Raw genomic sequence first — 23851 nt, forward strand, 5'->3', positions numbered from 1 at the left:
CTTTAAAACAGCCGTTATATGGGTGCAACTTCACTGCTTTTATGGCCCCCTATGACGGGGCGGCATTATACATGTCATGTCCCGCTGCAAGAGGGCATTTTCAACAGGTCGCGATTCCATGACAGGTGACATCACCAACCTTCAACCGGTTGCCAATTCCGCAGCGCTGGCCCGAGTCGGGGTTTCCCCGGCGCAGGTGCTCAAAATGCTGCAAGCGGTGGACAACCTCGTGCCCCCCGGTGAAACCGTGGAAGCCGAGGTGGTCAGCCTCAAGCAGTTGCAGCAAAACTTTCAGTTGTTGATCAAGCTTGCCCTGAGCAATGGCGGCCAGACCAGCATCAACGTGACCACTCCCCTGCCCCTCACGCCGGGCACCACGGTGATGGTGTCGCAAGCATCGCCCAATACGCTGACCATGAGCCTGCAGCAGATCAATGCGGCGTTGAATAACGTGCAAACCAGCATCGACACGGAACAATTACCGGTTGGCACGATGCTGCAAGGGCGAGTATTGACCTCACAAGTGGTGGCCGATGTTCTGGATCAACTGACGGGTAAAGCCGCCTCGCAACCAGGCACAGGGGCAGGACAGCCGGCAGCACAACCAGCGCTCTACCGCTCGATCGTGATCCTGCTCAATACCGCGCTGGTCGGCACCAGCCTGACCATCGAAAGCCCGCAGCCGCTGAGCCCTGGCGCTCTACTCAGTGCCCAGGTGCAAGGCAAACAGGCGCTGAACTTCGTACCGCTGCCGAACAACCTGGACCAGTTGGCGGTTACCCAACAACTGACGACTCAGCAAAACCGTCAGGGCTCACTGGATGTGCTGATCAACGCCCTGCGCAATCTGCCCCAGAGCAGCCCGACGATTCCTGCGCCCTTGCAAGCCAGCATCAACCAGTTACTGGCAGACCTGCCCGACATCGCACAAATGACAACAGCTCGAGGAGTCGCCCAAGCGATCAACGGCAGCGGCCTGTTCCTGGAATCCAGGCTATTGACCGGCTTCAACCCGGCCACGATGCCCGACCTGAAAGCCAATCTGCTGCAAGTCATCGCGCAGCTGTTGCCGGGCTTGCCAACCAGCGCGAGTTACAACGCTGCGGCGGCCTCCAACATGCTGACCCGCACCATGCCCGGAGTTTTGCGCAGTGCGCTAGGCACGCTGGGACTGGTCGCGCCACCCGCGCTGCCGATCAACTTTCCCCTGCCTTCGCGCTCGGTGAAAGGCGGCGGCAAGGACGACGATCTGGAAATCCTGCTCAAGCTGGCAGCCGGTGCTATCTCCCGCTTGCAAAGCCATCAGCTCGGCAGCCTGGAACAGACCCGCAGCACGTCCGAAGGCAACCTGCAGACCACCTGGCAACTGGAAATACCGGTGCGTTACGGTCAGGACATCATGCCGCTGCAGGTCAAGGTGCAGCGCGAGGACACGCCTGAAGAGGACAAGGCTGAAGAAAATAACAGCAGCGAGATCAAAGAGAGCCGAGAGAAATTCTGGAAGATCGAGCTGGCCTTTGATATGGAGCCGCTGGGTGCCTTGCAGGTCCAGGCCCAGTTGATTCGTGGCAGCCTGTCGAGCCAACTCTGGGCCGAACGCCCGGAGAGCGCCGAGTTGATCAATCAGGAGCTGGATTACTTGCGCGAGCGACTGGTGGCGTCCGGCCTGGAAGTGGGCGAACTGGCCTGCAACCACGGCGCCCCGCCCCAGGGCAAGCGCACGACCCTTGAACAACGCTGGATAGACGAGAACGCCTGATGAGCCAAGCCGAGGAAACACCGCGTCAGGCGATTGCCCTGACCTACGATGGTCAGCACACACCGACCTTGAGCGCCAAAGGTGACGATCAACTGGCCGAGGCGATTCTAGCGATTGCCCGTGAGTATGAAGTGCCTATCTATGAAAACGCCGAGCTGGTGAAGCTGCTGGCGAGGATGGAGCTGGGCGATAGCATTCCAGAGCCGCTGTATCGGACGATTGCGGAGATCATTGCGTTTGCCTGGCATTTGAAGGGCAAGTTTCCGGTGGGTCAGGATCCGGATGCGCCGCCGGTGGAGCGGGATATTACGCCGAAGTGGTAAATGGGGTAATCATGGGCTCTGACTCCGTGTACATATCCGTTGCTGCGGTCACGGCCGCTATGGGTTGCGCCCTTACGGCGCCTCACTTTTGAGAAGCGCAAAAGTAAGCAAAACGCTCTTGCCCCACCACTCGGTCCCTCGCCTAGGCTCGGCATGCCCGCAATCCGACATTGATTCGGCGGGCCGCCGCGAAGGGCCATCCCTGGCCCAGCGCGGCTAAACCGGCATCCATGCCGGTTTGCCCGCCGCCTCAATGTCGAATTCCGGCCAGCGTGGTTTGACGGGGCGCCCAAGATCAAAAGCAGATCAAAAGCCAGATCAAAAGCAGATCAAAAGCAGATCAAAAGCCGGGACTTATTCTGTAAGCGCTGCATTGACTGCACTGACCTCATCGCGAGCAAGCTCGCTCCTACAGTTCACCGTATTCCCCTGTAGGAGCGAGCTTGCTCGCGATAGCGATGTCATGGTCACCAGGGATGAATCTGGCTTACCGCAATTTTGGACGAGTGCAGATGTGACTCAGCCAGGATCGGCGGTGAGTCAGAGGATTTGGTTTGTTTTAACCGACGCCTCGCGGGCAAGCGCGCTCCTACGTTTGAAATGCGATCCAACCGTAGAACAGGTCGGCTATCAGGCCGCCTCGTTCGCTTTTGATTTTGATCTTAGGCGCCCCGTTAAACCACGCTGGCCGAACGTAGGCCTTGAACCGTGGGCAACCCGGCAGGACGCCGGGTTAGCCGCGCTGGGCCAAGGATGGCCCTTCGCGGCGGCCCACGGTTCAAGGTCTGCGGGCGGGCACACCGAGCCAAGGCGAGGTGCCGAGTGGTGGGGCAAGAGCGTTTTGCTTACTTTTGCGCTTTTTTCAAAAGTGAGGCGCCGTAAGGGCGCAACCTGAAGTGGCCGTTACCGCAGCAATGGATATGTACACAACCCCATCACTGCCTCCCCTCACCCCTGATTATGCCCATGCAACTTGCTCATCAACTGAGCCTCTGCCTGGGTCAAACCACACGCTTGGGTGAGTTCGTCGACGCTGGCACCCATGCCGACCAAACGGGCGGCCTGGGCGAAGGACAGGCTGGCGGGGTCTCGCTGCTCAAGGGCAGTGAGTTTGTCAGGCAGCGGAGCAACAATCGCCCGCAGTTCATGCAACGCCTCCCCCATCTTGACGGTGCCGTTCTGAAAGTTATCCACCCGCCGAAGCAGCTCGCGGAGCCGCTGATCACGTACCTTGTCAGCGGCCTCTCGCTCCAGATCCAGCGCTCGCTGGCGCTTGGTATGCGCCAGGAACAGGCCCAGGGTCACCACCCAGGCAACTCCCAGGAAGGCGACTGCTACCTCAAAAATCAATCAGATGTTCTCCAGCTCGGACCACTCTTCTTCAGACATCATTTTGTCCAGCTCGACGAGGATCAACAATTCGCCGTTTTTGTTGCACACGCCTTGAATGAACTTGGCGGACTCGTCGTTACCAACGTTAGGCGCAGTTTCCACTTCCGACTGACGCAGGTAAACCACTTCAGCAACGCTGTCGACCAGAATCCCGACCACTTGCTTGTCGGCTTCGATGATGACGATACGCGTGTTATCGCTGACTTCCACCGGGTCCAGACCGAAGCGCTGACGGGTGTCGATCACCGTCACGACGTTGCCGCGCAGGTTGATGATCCCCAGCACATAGCTTGGCGCACCCGGGACCGGGGCGATTTCGGTGTAGCGCAGCACTTCCTGAACCTGCATCACGTTGATGCCGTAAGACTCGTTATCCAGGCGGAAAGTAACCCACTGCAGAATAGGATCTTCGGAACCTTGTGCGGACGACTTCTTCATAACCCCAACCCCTCGCGTGTGTGCTGTGCAGGGGGCGTGTTCCACGCCCCCTCATGATTATTTGGTTTTCTGCATCTGCTTGACCGCGCCACTGGCAATCAGCTCGGCCAACTCTGAAACATCCAGCAAGGCGCACATGTGTTCAATCACTGTGCCCGCCAACCAGGGACGCTGACCACGCTGGGTACGCCACTTGATCTCGTTGGGGTCAAGGCGCAGGGAACGGCTGACCTGATGCACCGCCAGCCCCCACTCGTAGCCTTGAACCGAAATTACATACTGCAACCCTTGTCGGAAATCATCGCGATAGCGATCCGGCATGATCCAGCGTGCCGTATCCAGCACCTTCAGGTTGCCGCTCTGGCTCGGCAGTATCCCGAGGAACCAGTCCGGCTGACCGAACAGCGGTGTCAGATCATGGCCTGCCAGTGGATAAATCGACCCAAGGCATACCAGCGGTACTGCCAGGGTCAGGCCCGCGACATCAAACAACAGGCACTCGAACGGTTCTTCTGCCCACGCTGGCCGACCGTCAGTGGCTGGTGGCGGTGTCGGATTGCGTTGCGCAGTCTGCAGGTGAACATCTGCGACCGACTCGACGAGATCCACAACGGGCACCGAAACTTCGGGCACTACCTCAACTTCAACCCGAGCCACCACCGGCGGAGCAACCACCGGAGCTGCTACGGCAACCGGTACAGCGACGGGCGCTGGCGCAGCGACTGCTACAGCAATCGGCGCCGCCGCTGCCAGCATCCGCGCGTCGTGAGCCTGCTCCTCAAGGACAGCTGCCTGGAAATCATCCAGAACCACTGGCTCCGGCTCAGACGCAAGAATCGTGGGCAAGACTTCGGGCAAATCTTCAGTGGCATCCTGAAGCAGCGCATCCAGATATGACTGCAGCGCCACTTGCGGTCGTGTTGCTATCTCTACAGGCCGATTCAGGTTCATACAGGTGCCACACAATGAATAACGCGATTACCGCTTGAAAGAGTTATCGGCCGCTGTGACGCCCGACTTGAGGGGTTCTGTGTGCCCATGGAAAATAAACCCGTCGCGCACATATCAGGCCACCTGCGCCACAAGCTGCTCGGACAGCAAATGCTTGAGCAGCGCCCGATAAGCGAGCACCGCCCGACTCTTGTTGTCGAACTGTGAAGGGGTCACCCCAGCCCGACTGGCGTCACGCAATCGCGTGTCCACCGGCACATAGGCCTTCCAGACATGCTCGGGAAAACTGTCGCGCAAAAGCTTCAAGGTGCCCATCGAAGCCTGGGTCCGGCGGTCGAACAGGGTCGGCACGATGGTGTAGGGCAATGGCACTTTACGCGAGCGGTTGATCATCGCCAGGGTGTTGACCATGCGCTCCAGGCCTTTGACCGCAAGGAACTCGGTCTGCACCGGGATCACTAGCTGCTGGCTTGCTGCCAACGCATTGACCATCAGCACACCCAACAAGGGCGGACTGTCGATCAGTGCGTAATCAAAATCCTGCCAGAGCTGCGCCAGGCTTTTGGCGATTACCAAGCCCAACCCGTTCTGACCAGGAGATTGACGCTCAAGGGTTGCCAGCGCGGTGCTCGACGGCAGCAGCGAAATACGCTGGTCGCTGGTAGGCAGCAGAAGTTGGCCGGGAAGTCCGTCCGGGATGCTGCCTTTGTGCAGGAACAGGTCAAAAACGCTGTGTTCGAGCAGATCCGGGTCATGCCCGAAATAGCTGGTCATCGAGCCATGGGGGTCGAGATCGACCACGACCACGCGCTTGCCCGCTTCGGCCAATAGCCCGGCTAACGCGATGGTGGAGGTGGTCTTACCGACGCCACCTTTTTGATTGGCTACTGCCCAGACTCTCATTGTGTTTTTTCCTCCCGCCATGGCGGTGGCCATACCGAGAAATGACTAACGTGCGGATGACGAAGAATTGACGCTATTACCCCGGGGAGCCGGGCTGACTGCCGACGGTGCAGTTTGTGTGCCAGCACGGCGCATGGCTGAATCCGGTTGTGCATTGGAAGTACCGGTCGCGGTGAGGCTGCGGCGCACATCCAGATTTCGAGAGATCACCAGCACCACTCGACGATTGCGCCCGCGGCCATCCGCCGTGGTGTTGGAAGCCACTGGCTGGAATTCGCCATAGCCCACCGAGGCCATGCGCGCCGGGTTGATACCTTCCATTGCGAGCATGCGCACGATACTCGCAGCACGGGCCGAGGACAGTTCCCAGTTGGTCGGGTACTGCGCGGTGCTGATCGGCTGGTCGTCGGTAAAGCCTTCAACATGGATCGGGTTGTCGAAGGGTTTGATGATGGTTGCGACTTTCTCGATGATGCTGAAGGCCTTGTCGCTTGGCATGGCGTCGCCGCTGCCGAACAACATGCTGGATTTCAGCTCGATTTCGATCCACAGTTCGTTGCCGCGTACCGTCATCTGGTTGGAACTGATCAGGTCGCCGAAGCCAGCACGCACGTCGTCGGCAATGGTCTTGAGCGGATCATTGACGTTCTGGCCGATGCCGGCATCGGTCTGGTCACTGTCCTTGACCAACGGCTGCGCAGGCTTGACGGTGACCGGGCGCTGTTCACCGATGGTGATGGGCTTCATGCTTTTTTCGGGGTCGTTGAACACCCCCACCAAGGCTTCGGACAGGATTTTGTACTTGCCTTCGTTCACGGAGGAAATGGAGTACATCACCACGAAGAAGGCGAACAGCAGCGTGATGAAGTCCGCGTAGGACACCAGCCAGCGTTCATGATTTTCGTGCTCTTCGGGTCGACGACGTCGAGCCATGGCGTATTACTCCATGAAGCCTTGCAGCTTGAGTTCGATGGAGCGCGGGTTTTCGCCCTCGGCGATGGACAGCAGACCTTCGAGAACCATTTCGCGATAACGCGATTGGCGCATCGCAATGCCCTTGAGCTTGTTGGCGACCGGCAGCAGGATCAGGTTGGCAGAGGCCACGCCGTAGATGGTCGCCACGAAAGCCACCGCGATGCCACTGCCCAACTGGCTCGGATCGGCCAGGTTGCCCATGACGTGAATCAGGCCCATGACCGCACCGATAATGCCCACCGTCGGCGCATAACCGCCCATGCTTTCGTAGACTTTGGCGGCCTGGATATCGCGGGTTTCCTGAGTCAGGAAATCCACCTCGAGAATGCTCCGGATGGCCTGGGGTTCAGCACCGTCGACCAGCAACTGCAAGCCTTTGCGGGAATAACTGTCCGGCTCGGAATCAGCCACGGTCTCAAGGCCCAGCAAGCCTTCTTTGCGGGCGATCATGCTCCAGTTGATGACCCGGTCGATGCCACCTGGCAGATCGATGCGCGGCGGAAACAAAATCCATCCGGCAATCTGTACAGCACGTTTGAAGGCACTCATCGGCGATTGCAGCATTGAAGCTGCCAAGGTGCCGCCAAGCACGATCAGGGCCGCAGGACCATTGAGCAGCGCGGCAAGATGCCCACCTTCCAGATAGTTACCACCGATGATCGCGACGAACGCGAGGATCAGACCAATCAGACTCAAAACATCCATCAGATGCACGCCTCCACCAGGTGCTTGCCGATGTCATCCAGACTGTAAATCGCGTCCGCCAGATCAGCCTTGACGATCGCCATGGGCATCCCGTAGATCACGCAACTGGCCTCATCCTGAGCCCAGATGTGGCTGCCGCCCTGCTTGAGCAGACGCGCACCTTCGCGACCGTCGGCACCCATGCCGGTCAACACCACGGCCAGCACTTTATCGCCATAGGATTTGGCCGCTGAACCGAAGGTGATGTCCACGCAAGGCTTGTAATTGAGGCGCTCGTCCCCCGGCAGAATCTTCACTGCACCGCGGCCGTCGACCATCATTTGCTTGCCGCCCGGTGCCAGCAACGCTAGGCCCGGACGCAAGATGTCACCGTCTTCGGCTTCCTTGACGCTGATCTGACACAGCTTATCCAGGCGCTCGGCGAACGCCTTGGTGAAAGCGGCGGGCATGTGCTGAACCAACACGATCGGTGCCGGAAAATTGGCAGGCAGTTGGGTCAATACCCGTTGCAAAGCGACCGGGCCGCCCGTGGATGTGCCAATGGCAACCAGCTTGTAGGCTTTGCGCTTCGGCGCAGGTGACAGTGCAGCGTGGGCGCTACGCTCGGCAGGTGCAGGCGTCGCACGAGGTGGCAAGCTGCGGGTCGGCGCTGGCGCCGGCGCGGGGCTCGTGGAACGACTGGACACTGGAGCCGCGCTGACTGCCGGAGTTGGCGCAGATGCAGGCGCGGGCGTACTGAAGCTGCCCATCCGGCGATTACTACGAGCAATGCTGTGGACTTTTTCGCACAGCAACTGCTTGACCTTGTCAGGGTTGCGCGAAATGTCTTCGAAATTCTTGGGCAGGAAGTCCACCGCGCCGGCGTCCAGTGCATCCAGCGTGACGCGGGCGCCTTCGTGTGTCAGCGAGGAGAACATCAGCACCGGAGTCGGGCTGCGCTGCATGATATGACGCACGGCCGTAATGCCGTCCATCATCGGCATTTCGTAGTCCATGGTAATGACATCTGGCTTGAGGGACAGCGCCAGATCAATTGCTTCCTTGCCATTGGTTGCGGTACCCACAACCTTGATGTTCGGATCTGAAGAAAGAATTTCCGTGACGCGACGGCGGAAGAAACCGGAGTCATCCACCACCAATACCTTGACTACCATAAACACTCCATTAGAGGCTGCACGCAAACCACTGAGCCCTGCAACGCCCGGGACTCATCGCTTTTTAACGCAGCCTGATCAGGCGCCGCAGGCAGCTGACTGCCCGCGGCACCAGGATCAAATACGCCGTGCGGCGTAGCGCTTGAGCATGCTCGGCACATCGAGAATCAATGCGATGCGACCGTCACCAGTGATGGTTGCGCCCGACATCCCTGGAGTACCTTGCAACATCTTGCCCAGCGGCTTGATGACCACTTCTTCCTGACCCACCAACTGGTCGACCACGAAGCCGATACGCTGGGTGCCTACGGAGAGAATCACTACATGCCCTTCGCGCTGTTCTTCATGCGCGGCAGAACTGACCAGCCAGCGCTTGAGGTAAAACAGCGGCAATGCCTTGTCCCGCACGATGACCACTTCCTGACCATCGACGACGTTGGTGGTCGACAGGTCCAGGTGGAAGATCTCGTTGACGTTGACCAGCGGGAAAGCAAAGGCCTGGTTGCCCAGCATGACCATCAAGGTCGGCATGATCGCCAGGGTCAAAGGCACCTTGATGACGATCTTCGAACCCTGGCCCTTGGTCGAGTAGATGTTGATCGTACCGTTGAGCTGGGCGATCTTGGTTTTCACCACGTCCATGCCCACACCACGACCCGACACATCGGAAATCTCGGTCTTGGTCGAGAACCCCGGTGCAAAGATCAGGTTATAGCAATCGGTGTCACTCAGACGGTCAGCGGCATCCTTGTCCATCACACCGCGTTTGACGGCAATGGAGCGCAGCACGTTAGGATCCATACCCTTGCCGTCATCGGAAATCGACAGCAGGATGTGGTCGCCTTCCTGTTCAGCAGACAGAATCACGCGCCCGCCACGGGACTTGCCCGTCGCCTCGCGCTCTTCCGGGGTTTCAATACCGTGGTCGACCGCGTTGCGCACCAAGTGGACCAGTGGATCGGCAAGCGCCTCTACGAGGTTTTTGTCGAGGTCGGTTTCTTCACCCACCAGCTCCAGGTTGATTTCTTTCTTGAGCTGACGCGCCAGGTCGCGAACCAGTCGCGGGAAGCGACCGAACACTTTCTTGATCGGCTGCATCCGGGTCTTCATCACCGCGGTCTGCAAGTCGGCTGTCACTACGTCAAGGTTTGAAACCGCCTTTGACATGGCTTCATCGCCGCTATTGAGACCCAGGCGCACCAGACGGTTACGCACCAATACCAGCTCGCCGACCATGTTCATGATCTCGTCCAGCCGTGCGGTATCAACCCGTACGGTGGTTTCTGCTTCTGAGGCAACAGGCTTCTCGCCCGTAGCAGCAGGGGCTTTGGCCGGCGCAGGTGCAGGTGCAGGCGCGGCAGGCTTGGCAGCTACCGGCGCCGCTGCCGGCTTGGCCACTGCGGCTGGTGCAGCTGCGGGCTTGCCGGCGGGCGCAGCTGCAGATTTTGCAACAGCAGCCGATGCGGCGGCAGCCACTTCAGGCTCGAATTTGCCTTTGCCATGCAGCTCATCCAGCAAGGCTTCAAATTCGTTATCGGTGATCTCGTCGCCCTTTCCAGCAGCAGCCGAGGCTGCCACGGGTGCTACCGCTGCAGGTGCCGCAGCTACAGGTGCTGCCGTGGCGTTGGCATCGAACGAGCCTTTGCCATGCAATTGATCCAGCAAAGCTTCGAATTCATCGTCGGTAATATCACCGCTTTCAGCCTTGCCAGCGGCAGCGACAGGCGCGGCTGCAGGCGCGGCTTTGGCATCGACAGCAAACTGCCCCTTGCCGTGCAACTGGTCGAGTAGCGATTCAAATTCCGAGTCGGTGATCTCATCGCTCGACGCGGCACTGGCCGCGGCTGCCACGGGAGCACTGGCAGGTGCTGCCTGTTCCTTCGCAGCATTGAGCGAGTCGAGCAGTGCTTCGAATTCGGTGTCGGTAATTTCATCGGACGCGGCTGTCGCCACGACTTCTGCAGGCGTCTCTTCGACAACAGCTTCTTCGACCACAACATCGGCCGAAGCAGGTTCCGCCAGACGGGCCAGTGCAGCCAGCAACTCAGGCGTAGCCGGAGTCACTTCACTGCGCTCACGCACCTGGGTGAACATGCCGTTAACCGCATCCAGCGCTTCCAGGACCACGTCCATCAATTCCGAATCAACGCGACGCTCACCCTTGCGCAGGATGTCGAAGACGTTCTCGGCGATGTGGCAGCACTCCACCAGCTCATGGAGCTGGAGGAAGCCGGCGCCCCCTTTTACAGTGTGAAAACCGCGAAAAATTGCATTGAGCAAGTCAGCATCATCAGGTCGGCTTTCTAGCTCGACCAGCTGTTCAGACAATTGCTCGAGAATTTCGCCGGCCTCTACCAGAAAATCCTGAAGGATTTCTTCATCGGCGCCGAAGCTCATTGGGGTGCTCCCTAAAATTAAACGTCAACAGACCTAGAAGCCCAGGCTCGATAGCAGATCGTCTACATCGTCCTGTCCGGACACAACGTCTTCACGTTTATCGGCATGAATCTGCGGACCTTCACCCTGCTTGACATGTTTTTCTGGATCTTTTTCTGCGCGGATGGATTCTTCGTCATGCTGGATGCCTGCAAAGCGGTCTACATGACTGGCCATGAGCACCAGTTTGAGCAAATTGCTCTCAACTTCCGTGACCAACTGCGTGACACGTTTGATCACCTGGCCGGTCAGATCCTGGAAGTCCTGCGCCAAAAGAATGTCGTTCAGATGGGTAGCAACCTGATGACTGTCTTTCTCGGTACGACTCAGAAAACCTTCGACGTTGCGGGCCAGCTCACGAAACTCATCAGCGCCCACTTCGCGACGCATGAAGCGTCCCCAGTCGGCGCTCAATGCTTTGGCATCGTTGCTCAAACCATTCATCAAAGGAGTGCTTTCTTCAACCAGGTCCATGGTGCGGTTCGCCGCACCTTCCGTGAGCCTGACAACATACGACAGGCGTTCGGTGGCATCGGTGATCTGGGACACTTCTTCAGCTTGTGGCATGTTCGGGTCAATCTGGAAGTTGACGATCGCGCTGTGTAACTCGCGGGTCAGCTTGCCGATTTCCTGATACAGGCCGCGATCCCGCGCCTGGTTGAGCTCATGAATCAATTGCACCGCATCGCCGAAACGACCTTTTTCAAGGCTCGCTACCAGCTCATTGGCATGTTTTTTCAGGGTCGATTCAAACTCGCCCATTGACGTATCGTCGTTCTCCATAGCGCCCTCACGGCATACATCAGCTATTGACGCGTTCAAAGATCTTTTCGATCTTTTCTTTCAGCGCCTGAGCCGTGAATGGCTTGACCACATAACCGTTAACCCCAGCTTGTGCAGCCTCGATGATCTGGTCACGTTTGGCTTCAGCGGTCACCATCAGCACCGGCAGGTGCTTAAGGCGCTCATCGGCGCGCACTTTGCGAAGCAGGTCGATACCGGTCATCCCGGGCATGTTCCAGTCCGTCACCAAAAAGTCAAAGGAGCCACTTTCCAGCATCGGCAACGCGGTAAGTCCGTCATCGGCTTCGGACGTGTTGGTGAAACCCAGATCACGCAGCAGGTTTTTAATGATCCGCCGCATCGTTGAGAAGTCATCAACGATGAGGATTTTCATGTTCTTGTCCAATTCGACCTCCAAGCAGTCTTTGACGCGTTCAGCACCTGAACGCGCTGTTCAATCAATACCGGCACAGCTCACATCGGCTGCACGAAAAACGACGACGGGCTTGGTAATCAACAGATATTGAAACCACACAGTAAATCCACAGACCGAATGAAAGTCATTTGCCCTTTCAACAGTCCGTGGAATAAATGCCCGTACGGCTCCAGCCTTGTCCACTGTCCCACGTAACGCTTTGCACAGCCGGCTTATACACGATCCCAACCAGCAACGGTTGCGCTTCGCATATCAACGCGCTCGCCACTCTCCCAAACGCCCTCGCAAACGAGCTGCGCACTGGCTGTGTAACTGGCTGACTCGCGACTCGCTGACCCCCAGGACCTCACCGATTTCCTTGAGGTTCAGCTCCTCGTCATAGTACAGCGCCAATACCAGACGCTCGCGCTCCGGCAAATTGGCAATGGCATCTGCCAACGCAGCCTGGAAACGCTCATCTTCCAGATCACGCGACGGCTCAAGCGAACCGCTTGCGCCATCCTCATGCAGCCCTTCATGTTCGCCGTCCTGTAAAAGGTCGTCAAAACTGAACAACCGGCTACCCAAGGTATCGTTCAAAATCCCGTAATAATCATCGAGACTCAATTGGAGTTCGGCCGCAACCTCGTGATCTTTAGCGTCACGGCCTGTTTTAGCTTCAATTGTTCGAATTGCGTCACTGACCATGCGCGTATTGCGGTGTACCGAACGGGGTGCCCAGTCGCCCTTGCGCACTTCGTCGAGCATCGCGCCTCGGATACGAATGCCAGCGTAAGTTTCGAAACTCGCGCCCTTGGTGCAATCGTACTTGGTAGAGACTTCGAGCAAGCCGATCATGCCCGCCTGGATCAGGTCTTCCACCTGAACACTGGCCGGCAGACGCGCCAGGAGGTGGTAGGCAATGCGCTTGACCAACGGCGCGTAGCGCTCGATCAACTCATACTGCGAGTTTCGGGAGGCCTTGCTGTACATCTGATAGCCGCTCGCCGTCATTGGACAGGCCCCGCGCTGGTCTGATAAACGAGTCGCTCGACAAAGAACTCCAGATGGCCACGGGGATTAGCAGGCAATGGCCAGGTGTCGACCTTTTGCGCAATGGCTTTGAATGCCAGGGAGCATTTGGAGCGAGGGAAGGCTTCGTAGACGGCACGCTGTTTCTGAACGGCCTTACGTACGCTTTCGTCGTAAGGCACAGCGCCAACGTACTGCAGAGCCACATCAAGGAAACGGTCAGTCACCTTGGTCAGCTTGGCGAACAGATTGCGGCCTTCCTGCGGGCTCTGGGCCATGTTGGCCAGCACGCGGAAGCGATTCATGCCGTAGTCGCGATTCAGCAGTTTGATCAAGGCGTAGGCGTCAGTGATCGAGGTCGGCTCATCGCAGACCACCAGCAACACTTCATGAGCGGCGCGCACGAAGCTGACCACCGACTCGCCAATACCGGCAGCGGTGTCGATAACCAGAACGTCGAGGTTGTCGCCAATGTCGCTGAATGCCTGAATCAGACCGGCATGCTGCGCAGGACTCAAATGGACCATGCTCTGGGTGCCGGAAGCCGCTGGCACGATGCGAATGCCGCCGGGGCCTTGCAGCAGGACGTCACGCAATTCGCAACGTCCCTCGATGACATCGGCAAGGGTGCGTTTGGGCGTCAACCCCAGTAAGACGTCTACGTTAGCCAGACCCAGGTCAGCATCCAGCAGCAAAACCCGACGGCCAAGCTCGGCCAGGGCCAGCGATAGATTCACTGACACGTTAGTCTTACCGACGCCACCCTTGCCGCCGGTCACCGCGATCACCTGTACGGGATGCATGCTGCCCATGTTATTTCATTACCTTGTCTTGCGTAGACCGAAGCCACATTGGGGGCTGCACGTTCACTGGGGAACAATGCCAGGCAGACCGTCGATGCAGGTAAATTCCAGTAGTTAGCTTCATTCAGCCCACCCGCTTGCTGGGGTTGTGATAAAGGTCGGCGAACATATCCGCCATCGCTTCCTCACTGGGCTCTTCTTGCATCTGGACATTGACAGCGCGGGTGACCAATTGGTGCCTGCGTGGCAAATGAAGATCGTCAGGAATACGTGGACCATCAGTAAGATAGGCCACCGGAAGCTCATGGCTGATCGCAAGGCTGAGCACTTCACCCAGGCTGGCGGTTTCGTCCAGTTTGGTCAGGATGCACCCGGCCAGACCGCAGCGTTTGTAACTGTGATAAGCGGCAGTCAACACCTGCTTCTGGCTGGTAGTCGCCAGCACCAGGTAATTGCGCGACTTGATCCCGCGCCCTGCAAGGCTCTCCAGTTGCATGCGCAACGCTGGATCACTGGCTTGCAGGCCGGCGGTATCGATCAGCACCACGCGCTTGCGCAACAGTGGCTCCAGGGCTTGCGCCAGGGACTGACCAGGATCCACATGAGTGACGGGGACATTCAGAATACGCCCCAGGGTCTTGAGTTGTTCCTGAGCACCAATCCGGAAGCTGTCCATGCTCACCAGCGCGATATTCTGCGCGCCGTACTTGAGTACATATCGCGCCGCCAGCTTGGCCAGAGTCGTGGTTTTACCCATACCGGCCGGGCCAACCATGGCAATCACGCCACCTTCTTCAAGGGGCTCGACTTCAGGGACGGAAATCATGCGGGCCAGATGCGCCAACAGCATGCGCCAGGCCTGACGAGGCTCGTCAATATCAGGAATCATGTCCAGCAGATCGCGGGACAACGGGCCGGACAAGCCGACACGTTGCAGGCGACGCCAGAGGTTGGCTTGCGCAGGACGGGTGCCCTGCAGCTGGCTCCAGGCCAGAGAACCGAGCTGGACTTCCAGCAGTTCGCGCAAACCATTCAATTCGAAACGCATCGAGTCATAGCCGCGCTGGTTGCCCGCAGGCGCTGCCGCTGGGGCATAAGCCTGCGCGAGGGGACGCGGCGGCTCTTCCAGGGTTGGCTCGATGTGGGTATCGGTCGCGTCCAGCGGCAGACCGGCAAACAACTGACGATTGATAGTGCCGTCGTTATCCCCGCGGTTATCGAGTTCAGCCTGAGCCGAAACAATCCGCGACTGGGTTTTGCGCAGCTCGTCTTCAAGCTCGATGTTCGGGACACGCGGGGCCAGGGCCGACAGCTTGTAATCCAGAGCGGCAGTCAGCTCAACGCCACCAGCAATGCGCCGGTTACCGATGATGGCCGCCTCGGCGCCCAGCTCATCGCGAACCAGCTTCATGGCTTGACGCATATCAGCGGCGAAAAATCGCTTAACTTGCATGACTCACTACCTCAGCCATTAGGCCCGACAGTCGCTACGATGGTTACTTGCTTGTTATCAGGAATTTCCTGATAAGCCAGAACATGCATATTCGGTACAGCCAGGCGTCCAAAGCGCGAGAGCATCGCGCGAATCGGACCTGCCACCAGCAGAATCACCGGCATGCCCTGCATTTCCTGACGCTGGGCGGCTTCGATCAGCGAACGCTGAAGTTTTTCCGCCATGCTCGGTTCAAGGAGAACGCCTTCTTCCTGACCTTGACCGGCCTTCTGAAGACTATTGAGCAATATCTGTTCCAACCTTGGCTCCAGGGTGATAACTGGCAGCTCCGGCTCAATGCCTACAATGCTTTGCACGATTGCGCGACTCAAACCAACCCGGACTGCGGCAACCAGAGCGGCGGTATCTTGACTCCGCATCGCGTTGTTCGCGATGGCCTCGGCAATGCTGCGGATATCCCGCACCGGGACCTGTTCAGCCAGTAATGCCTGCAACACTTTCAACAGCGCAGACAAAGAAAGAATGCCCGGCACCAGCTCTTCTGCCAGTTTAGGCGAGCTTTTGGCTAGCAATTGCATCAATTGCTGCACTTCTTCATGGCCGATCAGCTCATGAGAGTGCTTGTAAAGAATCTGGTTAAGGTGCGTAGCGACCACCGTACTGGCGTCAACCACGGTGTAACCCAAGGACTGTGCCTGGCTACGCTGGCTGATTTCGATCCAGACCGCTTCCAGGCCGAACGCCGGGTCCTTGGCGGTAATACCATTCAATGTACCGAACACTTGGCCCGGGTTGATCGCCAACTCACGGTCAGGGTAGATCTCGGCTTCCGCGAGGGTCACACCCATTAACGTCAAGCGGTAGGCGCTGGGCGCCAGGTCGAGGTTGTCACGAATATGCACGGTCGGCATGAGGAAGCCCAACTCCTGGGAAAGCTTCTTGCGCACGCCCTTGATCCGCGCCAGCAACTGGCCACCCTGATTGCGATCCACCAAGGGAATCAACCTATAACCCACCTCCAGGCCAATCATGTCGATAGGCGTTACATCGTCCCAGCCCAGCTCTTTAGAGTCCTGAATCCGGGTTGGCGACGGCAGCATCTCCTGCTGACGCTTGACCTCCTCAAGAGCCACGATCCTGGTCTGGTTTTCTTTTTTCCAGAGCAAGTAGGCAATACCGCAAGCGACGAGGCCAAGGCTGAGGAAGGAAAAGTGCGGCATTCCCGGCACCAGCCCCATGGCGATCATGATCGCACCTGAAACACCGAGGGCTTTCCAGGAAGTGAACATCTGGCGATTGATCATCTTGCCCATCTCTTCCGAACCGGAAGCACGGGTCACCATGATCGCCGCAGCCGTGGACAACAGCAGTGATGGCAATTGCGCCACCAAACCGTCACCAATGGTCAGCAGGGTGTAAATCTTGCCCGCGTCAGCGAAGGCCATGTTGTGTTGCAACATACCCACCAGTATGCCGCCGATGAGGTTGATGAACAGAATCAACAGACCCGCGATGGCGTCACCACGGACGAATTTGCTCGCACCGTCCATGGAGCCGTAGAACTCGGCCTCCTGAGCCACTTCAAGGCGGCGACGCTTGGCTTCAGGCTGATCGATGAGGCCGGCGTTAAGGTCGGCGTCGATCGCCATCTGTTTGCCTGGCATGGCGTCCAGGGTAAAACGCGCGCTCACCTCGGAGATACGCCCGGCACCCTTGGTGATAACCACGAAGTTGATGATCATGAGGATCGCGAACACCACGATACCGACCACGTAGTTCCCGCCGATCACCACCTCACCAAATGCCTGAATCACCTTACCGGCAGCGGCGTGACCGTCCTGACCGTGGAGCATCACCACCCGTGTAGACGCGACGTTCAGCGCCAGACGCAGCAACGTGGCAACCAGCAGGATGGTGGGGAAAACCGAGAAATCCAGCGGTCGCAGTGCGTAGACGCAGACCAGCAAAACCACAATCGACAGGGCGATGTTGAACGTGAAGAACACGTCCAGCAGGAACGGCGGGATGGGCAACATCATCATTGCCATCATGACCAGCAACAGCAACGGGACGCCCAGCTGACCTCGACCGAGACCTGCCAGACCGCTGCGTGCGTTGGTGACTAATTGAGAGCGATCCACCGATTTTTTACCTGCGAGCTAAATCAAAACTTTGACGCCGAAGGCGACCTGATTCGACCTATTGCAAGAAGCTTTCCAATTGTGGAAATGGTGGGGAAAATGTGGGGATTATTCTGTAGGAACGTACTTGGTCTGGGCCGCAATGGACGATGAACGATGGCGCGGTATGCCTGCCGTACCGAGGCGCCCTTATCGTCGGAATGCCGCCCAGACCAAGCACCGCTCTCACAAGAGTGATCTCAATATTGGCGCGAAGACGTGGGACCGGCTTTAGCCGGGAAGAGGCCAGTACATCCATCCGATATTTATCGTCTGAAATGCCGCCTTCCCGGCTAAAGCCGGTCCCACGTCACAACCCTTTGCGAGCAAACATAGGTTCTCTCACAGGTTCGGCGAGCATCTGTAGGAACCGGGCTTGCTTGCAATGAACGATGACGTCGTATGCCCGCCGAACCGAGGCGCCCTTATCGTCGGAATGCCGCCCAGACCAAGCACCGCTCTCACAAGAGTGATCCCAATATTGGCGCGACGACGTGGGACCGGCTTTAGCCGGGAAGAGGCCAGTACATCCATCCGATATTTATTGTCTGAAATGCCGCCTTCCCGGCTAAAGCCGGTCCCACGTCACAACCCTTTGCGAGCAAACATAGGATCTCTCACAGGTTCGGCGAGCATCTGTAGGAACCGGGCTTGCTTGCAATGAACGATGACGTCGTATGCCCGCCGAACCGAGGCGCCCTTATCGTCGGAATGCCGCCCAGACCAAGCACCGCTCTCACGGGTTTGGTGATCGCCGGCAGGAGCGCGCTTGCTCGCGATGAACGATGGCGCGGTATGCCTGCCAAACGGGGCGCCTGGATTCGCGGGCAAGTCGGAATGCCGCCCACACGCTCCAACGGATGAAGGTGGCATACCCACAAAACAGGTCGGCTCTCAGGCCGCCTCGCACGCTTTTGATTTTGGGCGCCCCGTCAAACCACGCTGGCCGGAATTCGATATTGATTTGCAGGGGCGCCCTTGATTGAGAAGCAGGGCATGGATGCCGGTTTAGCCGCGCAGGGCCAGGGATGGCCCTGCGGGGCGGCCCTGCGAATCAATATCGGATTACGGGCATGCCGAGTACCAGCGAGGGACCGAGTGGTGGGGCAAGGGCGCTTTGGTTACTTTCGTCTGGGCCGGCATTCCGGCTTTTCGAAAGTGACCCGCTGTAAGAGCGGAACCATAAGTGGCCGTTACCGTAGCAATGGATATACGGACAAAAAGCCCACCCTACTCATCCCTCCGCAAATCCGGCGGTATAGTGATATCCCCCAACGGATCAGGCCGCTTGCCGCCACCCGCATGGTACTGACGAATCTGATAGACATAAGCCAGCACCTGAGCCACCGCCAGGTACAACCCCGCCGGGATTTCCTGATCAAGTTCGGTGCTGTAATAAATCGACCGCGCCAGCCCCGGGGATTCCAGGATCAGAATTTGGTGGTGAGCACCAATCTCTCGGATCTTCAGTGCAACAAAATCCACCCCTTTGGCCACCAGCATCGGCGCCCCACCCTTCTCAGGGTCATATTTGAGCGCCACTGCAAAGTGTGTCGGGTTAGTGATGATGACATCCGCCTGGGGCACCGACTCCATCATTCGCCGCTGAGTCATCTCGAACTGCAACTGACGAATACGCTGCTTGACCTGAGGGTTGCCGTCGCTGTTCTTGTGCTCGTCACGAACCTCCTGCTTGGTCATCAGCAGTTTCTTGTGTGCCTCGTAAAGCTGCCAGGGCACATCAAGCGCCGCAATGATCATAAGACCGCAAGCCATCCACAACGTACTCCACCCAACCACCTGCAAGCAGTGGATGATGGCTTGCTCCAACGGTTCATGTGCGATGGACACAAGATCGTTGCGCTCCTTAATCAGCACGACTATCGCGACAACCAATACGATCAGAAATTTTGCAAAGGACTTGAGCAACTCAACCAGCGCGGTAGGCGAGAACATGCGCTTTAAGCCGCTAGCCGGGTTCATGCGACTGAACTTCGGTACCAGCGACTTTGCCGCAAACAGCCAGCCACCAAGGGAAATCGGACCTATTATGGCAGCCGCCAGCATCACAATTAAAAAGGGCAGCATTACCACAAGCGCGTATTTACCACTCGATAGCAGCATCCGCGCCATGTAGGTCTGATCCATCAAGACTTCACGGCTAATCGTAAAATTTGAAGTCATCAGATAAGACATCATCTGGGCAATGGCTGGCCCTTCAATGATCAGGCCGATAGCGCCAGCCATGGTGACCACCAAAGTGTTGAGCTCCTTGGATCGGGCAATCTGCCCCTCTTCCCGCGCACTACTGCGCTTTTTAGCCGTGGGCTCTTCGCTTTTTTCCGTGCCATTCTCGTCTTCAGCCATCTCAGCGGGCCCTGACCATATCGCGCAAGCTTTGGAAAGCATTGACAGCCAATGGCTGATATTGATTCAGGATGTCGGACAGGGTGATCCAGAGAATCCCCATCCCCATTACCAGCGTCAACGGAAAGCCAATGGAAAAGATATTCAGCTGTGGAGCGGCCCGGGTCATGATGCCAAACGCAATGTTGATGACCAGCAAGGCGGTGATCGCCGGCAATACAATCCTGAGCCCTGCACTCAGCACCCACCCCAAGCTGTTGGCCAACTCCCAGAAATTGGAAACCAGCAAACCACTGCCGACCGGCATAGTGGTGAAACTCTCCACTAGGGTTTCAATAACCACCAGATGACCATTCATCCCCAGAAATACCAGAGTGACCAGCATAGTGAAGAACTGGCCGATTACCGCTGAGGATACGCCGTTGGTGGGGTCAACCATCGAGGCGAAGCCCATCCCCATCTGGATCGACAAAATCTGCCCGGCAATCACAAATATCTGGAAGAACAACTGAAGGAACAACCCCAGGCTGGCACCAATAATGATTTGCTCGCCAATCAGCAGCAGGGCTGAAAGGTCTAACGCATTGACTTGCGGCATGGGAGGGAGAACCGGGGCGACGACGACCGTTATGGCCAACGCGAAATATAGCCGGACACGACTCGGCACCAGCGTGGTCCCAAACACCGGCATGGTCATCAGCATCGAGGTGATGCGAAACATGGGCAGCATGAAGCTGGCAACCCAAGTGCCGATCTGCCCATCGGTCAGGGCCAGAACCGGTTCCATGGGGTCAGCCGATCACTGTCGGAATGCTGCTGTACAAGTTCAGGATGTATTCCATGAACACTTTGAGCAGCCACGGACCGGCAGCAATGAGGGTAATGAGCATCACGATCAGACGCGGCAGAAAGCTCAGGGTCTGTTCGTTGATCTGCGTCGCGGCCTGGAACATCGCGACCAGCAAACCACAGAGCAGGCTGGGCACCACCAGGATCGCAACCAGCACAGTGGTTAGCCACAACGCTTCACGAAACAGATCGACCGCTACTTCTGGTGTCATCGCACGGACTCCCGATCAAAATGCGTCATACGCCACCGAAACTGCTGGCCAAGGTACCGACGATCAACGCCCAGCCATCCACCAGCACGAACAACATGATTTTGAACGGCAGGGAAATAATCAGAGGCGACAGCATCATCATACCCATGGCCATCAGCACGCTGGCGACCACCAGGTCGATGATCAGAAACGGGATGAAGATCATGAAGCCAATCTGGAAAGCGGTTTTAAGCTCGGAAATCACAAACGCCGGGACCAGAATGTTCAAAGGCGCCTGATCCGGCGAAGCAATGTCGGTGCGCTTGGAGAGCCGCATGAACAGCTCAAGGTCGCTGGTACGTGTCTGCGCCAGCATGAAATCCTTGATCGGCACTTGAGCCTTGGCGACCGCATCCTGAGCAGTAAGTGTCTCCGCCAGATACGGCTGCAATGCATCCTGGTTCACTCGATCAAAGACCGGCGCCATGATGAACATGGTCAAAAACAGCGCCATGCCGGTAAGAATCTGGTTCGACGGGGTCTGTTGCAAGCCAAGGGCCTGGCGCAAGATCGAGAAGACGATGATGATCCGGGTGAAACTGGTCATCAGCATGACAAACGCTGGAATGAAGCTCAGCGCCGTCATGATCAGCAGGATTTGCAGGCTGACCGAATATTCCTGCTGACCGTTGGCACCGTTGGACAAGGTGATCGCCGGAATGGACAACGGGTCGGCAGCAAACGCAACAGGCGCCGCCAGCACCAACAAAAGCGTCAACAGAATGCGCAGCATTACTTCTTATCCTTCTGAACCTTATTACCCATCAAGTCCATCAAACGCTGTGCAAATTCAGAGTTGACCGGTTGCCGCTCCGGCACTTGCACGGGCTCTTTGAGCACATGCAAGGGGGTGATCCGGCCTGGTGTGACGCCGAGCAGAATCTGCTCATCGCCCACTTGGACCAGCACCAGCCGGTCACGTGGCCCAATGGCCCGCGAACCGACCAGTTCGATCACTTGGCCGTTGCCCGGCACACCACGCTGAACCCGACGCATCAGCCAGGCCAAGGCGAAGATCAGCCCCACCACCAGCAGCAGACCGAACAGCAACTGCATCAACTGCCCGCCCATCCCGCTGGACAACGACACATTCGCCGCAGGTGCCACAGCCTGTGCGGCGGGTTCGGCGGCCAGCGCGTATAACGGCATGGCTAGCAGAACGACAAGGGATTTGAACATGTTCACTAGCGCAGCTTCTTGATACGTTCGCTCGGGCTGATCACGTCCGTCAGGCGAATGCCGAACTTCTCGTTGACCACGACCACTTCACCGTGAGCAATCAGCGTACCGTTGACCAGTACATCCAATGGCTCGCCGGCCAGACGATCGAGTTCGATCACCGACCCCTGGTTGAGCTGCAGCAGGTTGCGAATGTTGATATCCGTGCTGCCCACTTCCATAGAGATGGACACTGGAATATCCAGGATCACGTCAAGGTTCGGGCCTTCAAGACTGACCGGATTGTTGTTTTTTGGCATGCTGCCAAACTCTTCCATCGCCATGCGACTGGAAGCAGCCGAGTTGCCGGCGTCCGCTGCGAGCAGCGCGTCAATGTCGTCCTGATTACCGTCACCGGATTCGCCCAGTGCCGCAGCCCACTCATCGGCCAGCGCCTGATCATCAGCAGACGTCATATCGTTTTCATCAGCCATCGGTTGTCCTCGGTGCACATTGATTCAGTTACACAACAAAATGTCGGCGTCGACAAAAAACTCAACGCCGCTCGATCGGTTCGATCACTTGCAAGGCCAGGTGGCCCTGGTGCGAGCCCAGCTTGACCTTGAATGACGGTACGCCATTGGCGCGCATCACCAGTGTGTCATCCAGCTCCACGGGAATAATGTCCCCCGGCTGCATGTGCAAAATGTCTCGCAGTGGCAATTCTCGTCGAGCGACGACGGTACTGATCGGCACCGACACATCCAGCACGTCCTGCTTGAGGGCGTTGACCCAGCGTTCGTCCTGGTCGTCCAGATCGGACTGGAAGCCCGCATCCAGCATTTCCCGGATCGGCTCGATCATCGAATAAGGCATGGTCACGTGCAGATCGCCGCCCCCGCCATCCAGCTCGATGTGGAATGTCGAGACCACCACGGCCTCGCTTGGCCCGACGATGTTGGCCATCGCAGGGTTCACTTCCGAGTTGATGTACTCGAAGTTCACTTCCATGATCGCCTGCCAGGCTTCCTTCAGGTCGATGAAGGCCTGATCCAGCACGATACGCACCACCCGAAGCTCAGTGGGGGTGAACTCACGGCCTTCGATCTTGGCGTGACGCCCGTCGCCGCCAAAAAAGTTATCCACCAGTTTGAACACCAGCTTGGCGTCGAGAATGAACAACGCGGTGCCGCGCAAAGGCTTGAGCTTGACCAGATTGAGGCTGGTCGGCACATACAGCGAATGCACGTACTCGCCAAATTTCATGACCTGCACGCCACCTACCGCCACATCCGCCGAACGGCGCAGCAGGTTGAACATGCTGATACGGGTGTAACGGGCAAATCGCTCGTTGATCATTTCCAGGGTCGGCATGCGCCCGCGGACGATCCGGTCCTGACTCGTCAGGTCGTAACTCTTGATGGTGCCCGGCTCGGCCGGCCCATCGGTCTGCACCAACCCGTCGTCCACGCCATGCAATAGCGCGTCGATTTCATCCTGGGACAGCAGGTCTTGCACGGCCAT

Annotated in this window: 23 protein-coding genes; 2 read left to right on the top strand and 21 right to left on the bottom strand. The window is 57.9% G+C overall.

Features of this window, described 5'->3' with window-relative positions; genetic code table 11:
• Window positions 1-118: 118 nt before the first annotated feature.
• Together IV01_RS23005 and IV01_RS23000 are read left to right on the top strand one after the other, a co-directional pair.
• Complete coding sequence (locus tag IV01_RS23005; protein WP_032625345.1) at window positions 119-1759, top strand: flagellar hook-length control protein FliK; 1641 nt, start codon at window positions 119-121, stop codon at window positions 1757-1759.
• The gene (locus tag IV01_RS23000) at window positions 1759-2082 is read left to right on the top strand and encodes an EscU/YscU/HrcU family type III secretion system export apparatus switch protein (RefSeq protein ID WP_032625347.1); all 324 of its coding nucleotides are present in this window, start codon (window positions 1759-1761) and stop codon (window positions 2080-2082) included. The genes IV01_RS23005 and IV01_RS23000 overlap by 1 nt, the downstream gene beginning before the upstream one ends.
• Before the next feature lie 948 nt (window positions 2083-3030).
• On the opposite strand, the gene IV01_RS22995 is transcribed toward IV01_RS23000, so the two are convergent.
• The 21 genes from IV01_RS22995 to fliM form a co-directional block, all read right to left on the bottom strand.
• A complete protein-coding gene (locus IV01_RS22995; RefSeq protein ID WP_032625352.1) occupies window positions 3031-3432 on the bottom strand; it encodes a DUF2802 domain-containing protein in 402 nt (133 codons plus the stop codon).
• Window positions 3433-3912 carry a chemotaxis protein CheW gene (locus tag IV01_RS22990; protein WP_027898780.1) on the bottom strand — a complete coding sequence of 160 codons (480 nt, stop codon included), beginning with the start codon at window positions 3910-3912 and terminating at the stop codon, window positions 3433-3435.
• 57 nt (window positions 3913-3969) lie between these two features.
• Window positions 3970-4863 (bottom strand): CheW domain-containing protein, encoded by an 894-nt coding sequence (locus IV01_RS22985; RefSeq protein ID WP_032625357.1) that lies wholly within the window; start codon window positions 4861-4863, stop codon window positions 3970-3972.
• A 114-nt stretch (window positions 4864-4977) separates the two neighbouring features.
• On the bottom strand, window positions 4978-5766 hold the full coding sequence (locus IV01_RS22980; RefSeq protein ID WP_032625359.1) for a ParA family protein: 789 nt from the start codon (window positions 5764-5766) through the stop codon (window positions 4978-4980).
• A gap of 45 nt (window positions 5767-5811) precedes the next feature.
• Window positions 5812-6699 (bottom strand): flagellar motor protein MotD, encoded by an 888-nt coding sequence (motD, locus tag IV01_RS22975; protein WP_032625362.1) that lies wholly within the window; start codon window positions 6697-6699, stop codon window positions 5812-5814.
• Between the two features lie 6 nt (window positions 6700-6705).
• Window positions 6706-7446: a flagellar motor protein gene (locus tag IV01_RS22970; RefSeq protein WP_032625364.1), complete on the bottom strand. Its 741-nt coding sequence runs from the start codon at window positions 7444-7446 to the stop codon at window positions 6706-6708.
• A complete protein-coding gene (locus tag IV01_RS22965; RefSeq protein ID WP_032625366.1) occupies window positions 7446-8600 on the bottom strand; it encodes a protein-glutamate methylesterase/protein-glutamine glutaminase in 1155 nt (384 codons plus the stop codon). Before IV01_RS22965 ends, IV01_RS22970 begins: the two co-directional genes overlap by 1 nt.
• A 117-nt stretch (window positions 8601-8717) precedes the next feature.
• Window positions 8718-10997, bottom strand: a complete 2280-nt coding sequence (locus IV01_RS22960) for a chemotaxis protein CheA (protein WP_032625369.1) — start codon at window positions 10995-10997, stop codon at window positions 8718-8720.
• 33 nt (window positions 10998-11030) lie between these two features.
• Complete coding sequence (locus tag IV01_RS22955; RefSeq protein ID WP_032625372.1) at window positions 11031-11819, bottom strand: protein phosphatase CheZ; 789 nt, start codon at window positions 11817-11819, stop codon at window positions 11031-11033.
• Between the two features lie 19 nt (window positions 11820-11838).
• Window positions 11839-12213 (bottom strand): chemotaxis response regulator CheY, encoded by a 375-nt coding sequence (locus tag IV01_RS22950; RefSeq protein ID WP_195758736.1) that lies wholly within the window; start codon window positions 12211-12213, stop codon window positions 11839-11841.
• A gap of 294 nt (window positions 12214-12507) precedes the next feature.
• Window positions 12508-13248, bottom strand: a complete 741-nt coding sequence (gene fliA / locus IV01_RS22945) for an RNA polymerase sigma factor FliA (RefSeq protein WP_032625376.1) — start codon at window positions 13246-13248, stop codon at window positions 12508-12510.
• A complete protein-coding gene (gene fleN, locus IV01_RS22940; RefSeq protein ID WP_032625378.1) occupies window positions 13245-14078 on the bottom strand; it encodes a flagellar synthesis regulator FleN in 834 nt (277 codons plus the stop codon). The genes fliA and fleN overlap by 4 nt, the downstream gene beginning before the upstream one ends.
• Window positions 14079-14193: 115 nt before the next feature.
• Entirely contained in the window at window positions 14194-15522 is a 1329-nt protein-coding gene (gene flhF / locus IV01_RS22935) for a flagellar biosynthesis protein FlhF (protein ID WP_032625380.1), read from the bottom strand.
• Between the two features lie 11 nt (window positions 15523-15533).
• Window positions 15534-17663, bottom strand: a complete 2130-nt coding sequence (flhA, locus tag IV01_RS22930) for a flagellar biosynthesis protein FlhA (protein ID WP_032625382.1) — start codon at window positions 17661-17663, stop codon at window positions 15534-15536.
• A 1269-nt stretch (window positions 17664-18932) separates the two neighbouring features.
• Window positions 18933-20069: a flagellar biosynthesis protein FlhB gene (flhB, locus tag IV01_RS22925; RefSeq protein WP_032625383.1), complete on the bottom strand. Its 1137-nt coding sequence runs from the start codon at window positions 20067-20069 to the stop codon at window positions 18933-18935.
• Between the two features lies 1 nt (window position 20070).
• Window positions 20071-20856 (bottom strand): flagellar biosynthetic protein FliR, encoded by a 786-nt coding sequence (gene fliR / locus IV01_RS22920; protein WP_032625385.1) that lies wholly within the window; start codon window positions 20854-20856, stop codon window positions 20071-20073.
• Window positions 20857-20860: 4 nt separating this feature from the next.
• Window positions 20861-21130 carry a flagellar biosynthesis protein FliQ gene (gene fliQ / locus IV01_RS22915; protein WP_032625387.1) on the bottom strand — a complete coding sequence of 90 codons (270 nt, stop codon included), beginning with the start codon at window positions 21128-21130 and terminating at the stop codon, window positions 20861-20863.
• Between the two features lie 25 nt (window positions 21131-21155).
• Window positions 21156-21902 carry a flagellar type III secretion system pore protein FliP gene (gene fliP / locus IV01_RS22910; protein WP_032625388.1) on the bottom strand — a complete coding sequence of 249 codons (747 nt, stop codon included), beginning with the start codon at window positions 21900-21902 and terminating at the stop codon, window positions 21156-21158.
• Window positions 21902-22348 carry a flagellar biosynthetic protein FliO gene (gene fliO / locus IV01_RS22905; protein ID WP_032625557.1) on the bottom strand — a complete coding sequence of 149 codons (447 nt, stop codon included), beginning with the start codon at window positions 22346-22348 and terminating at the stop codon, window positions 21902-21904. The genes fliP and fliO overlap by 1 nt, the downstream gene beginning before the upstream one ends.
• Window positions 22349-22353: 5 nt before the next feature.
• Entirely contained in the window at window positions 22354-22821 is a 468-nt protein-coding gene (fliN, locus tag IV01_RS22900) for a flagellar motor switch protein FliN (protein ID WP_032625391.1), read from the bottom strand.
• A 61-nt stretch (window positions 22822-22882) separates the two neighbouring features.
• Window positions 22883-23851, bottom strand: a complete 969-nt coding sequence (gene fliM, locus IV01_RS22895) for a flagellar motor switch protein FliM (protein WP_032625393.1) — start codon at window positions 23849-23851, stop codon at window positions 22883-22885.

The sequence above is a fragment of the Pseudomonas syringae genome, from assembly GCF_000737245.1.
GTDB classification, from domain to species: Bacteria; Pseudomonadota; Gammaproteobacteria; order Pseudomonadales; family Pseudomonadaceae; genus Aquipseudomonas; species Aquipseudomonas syringae_J.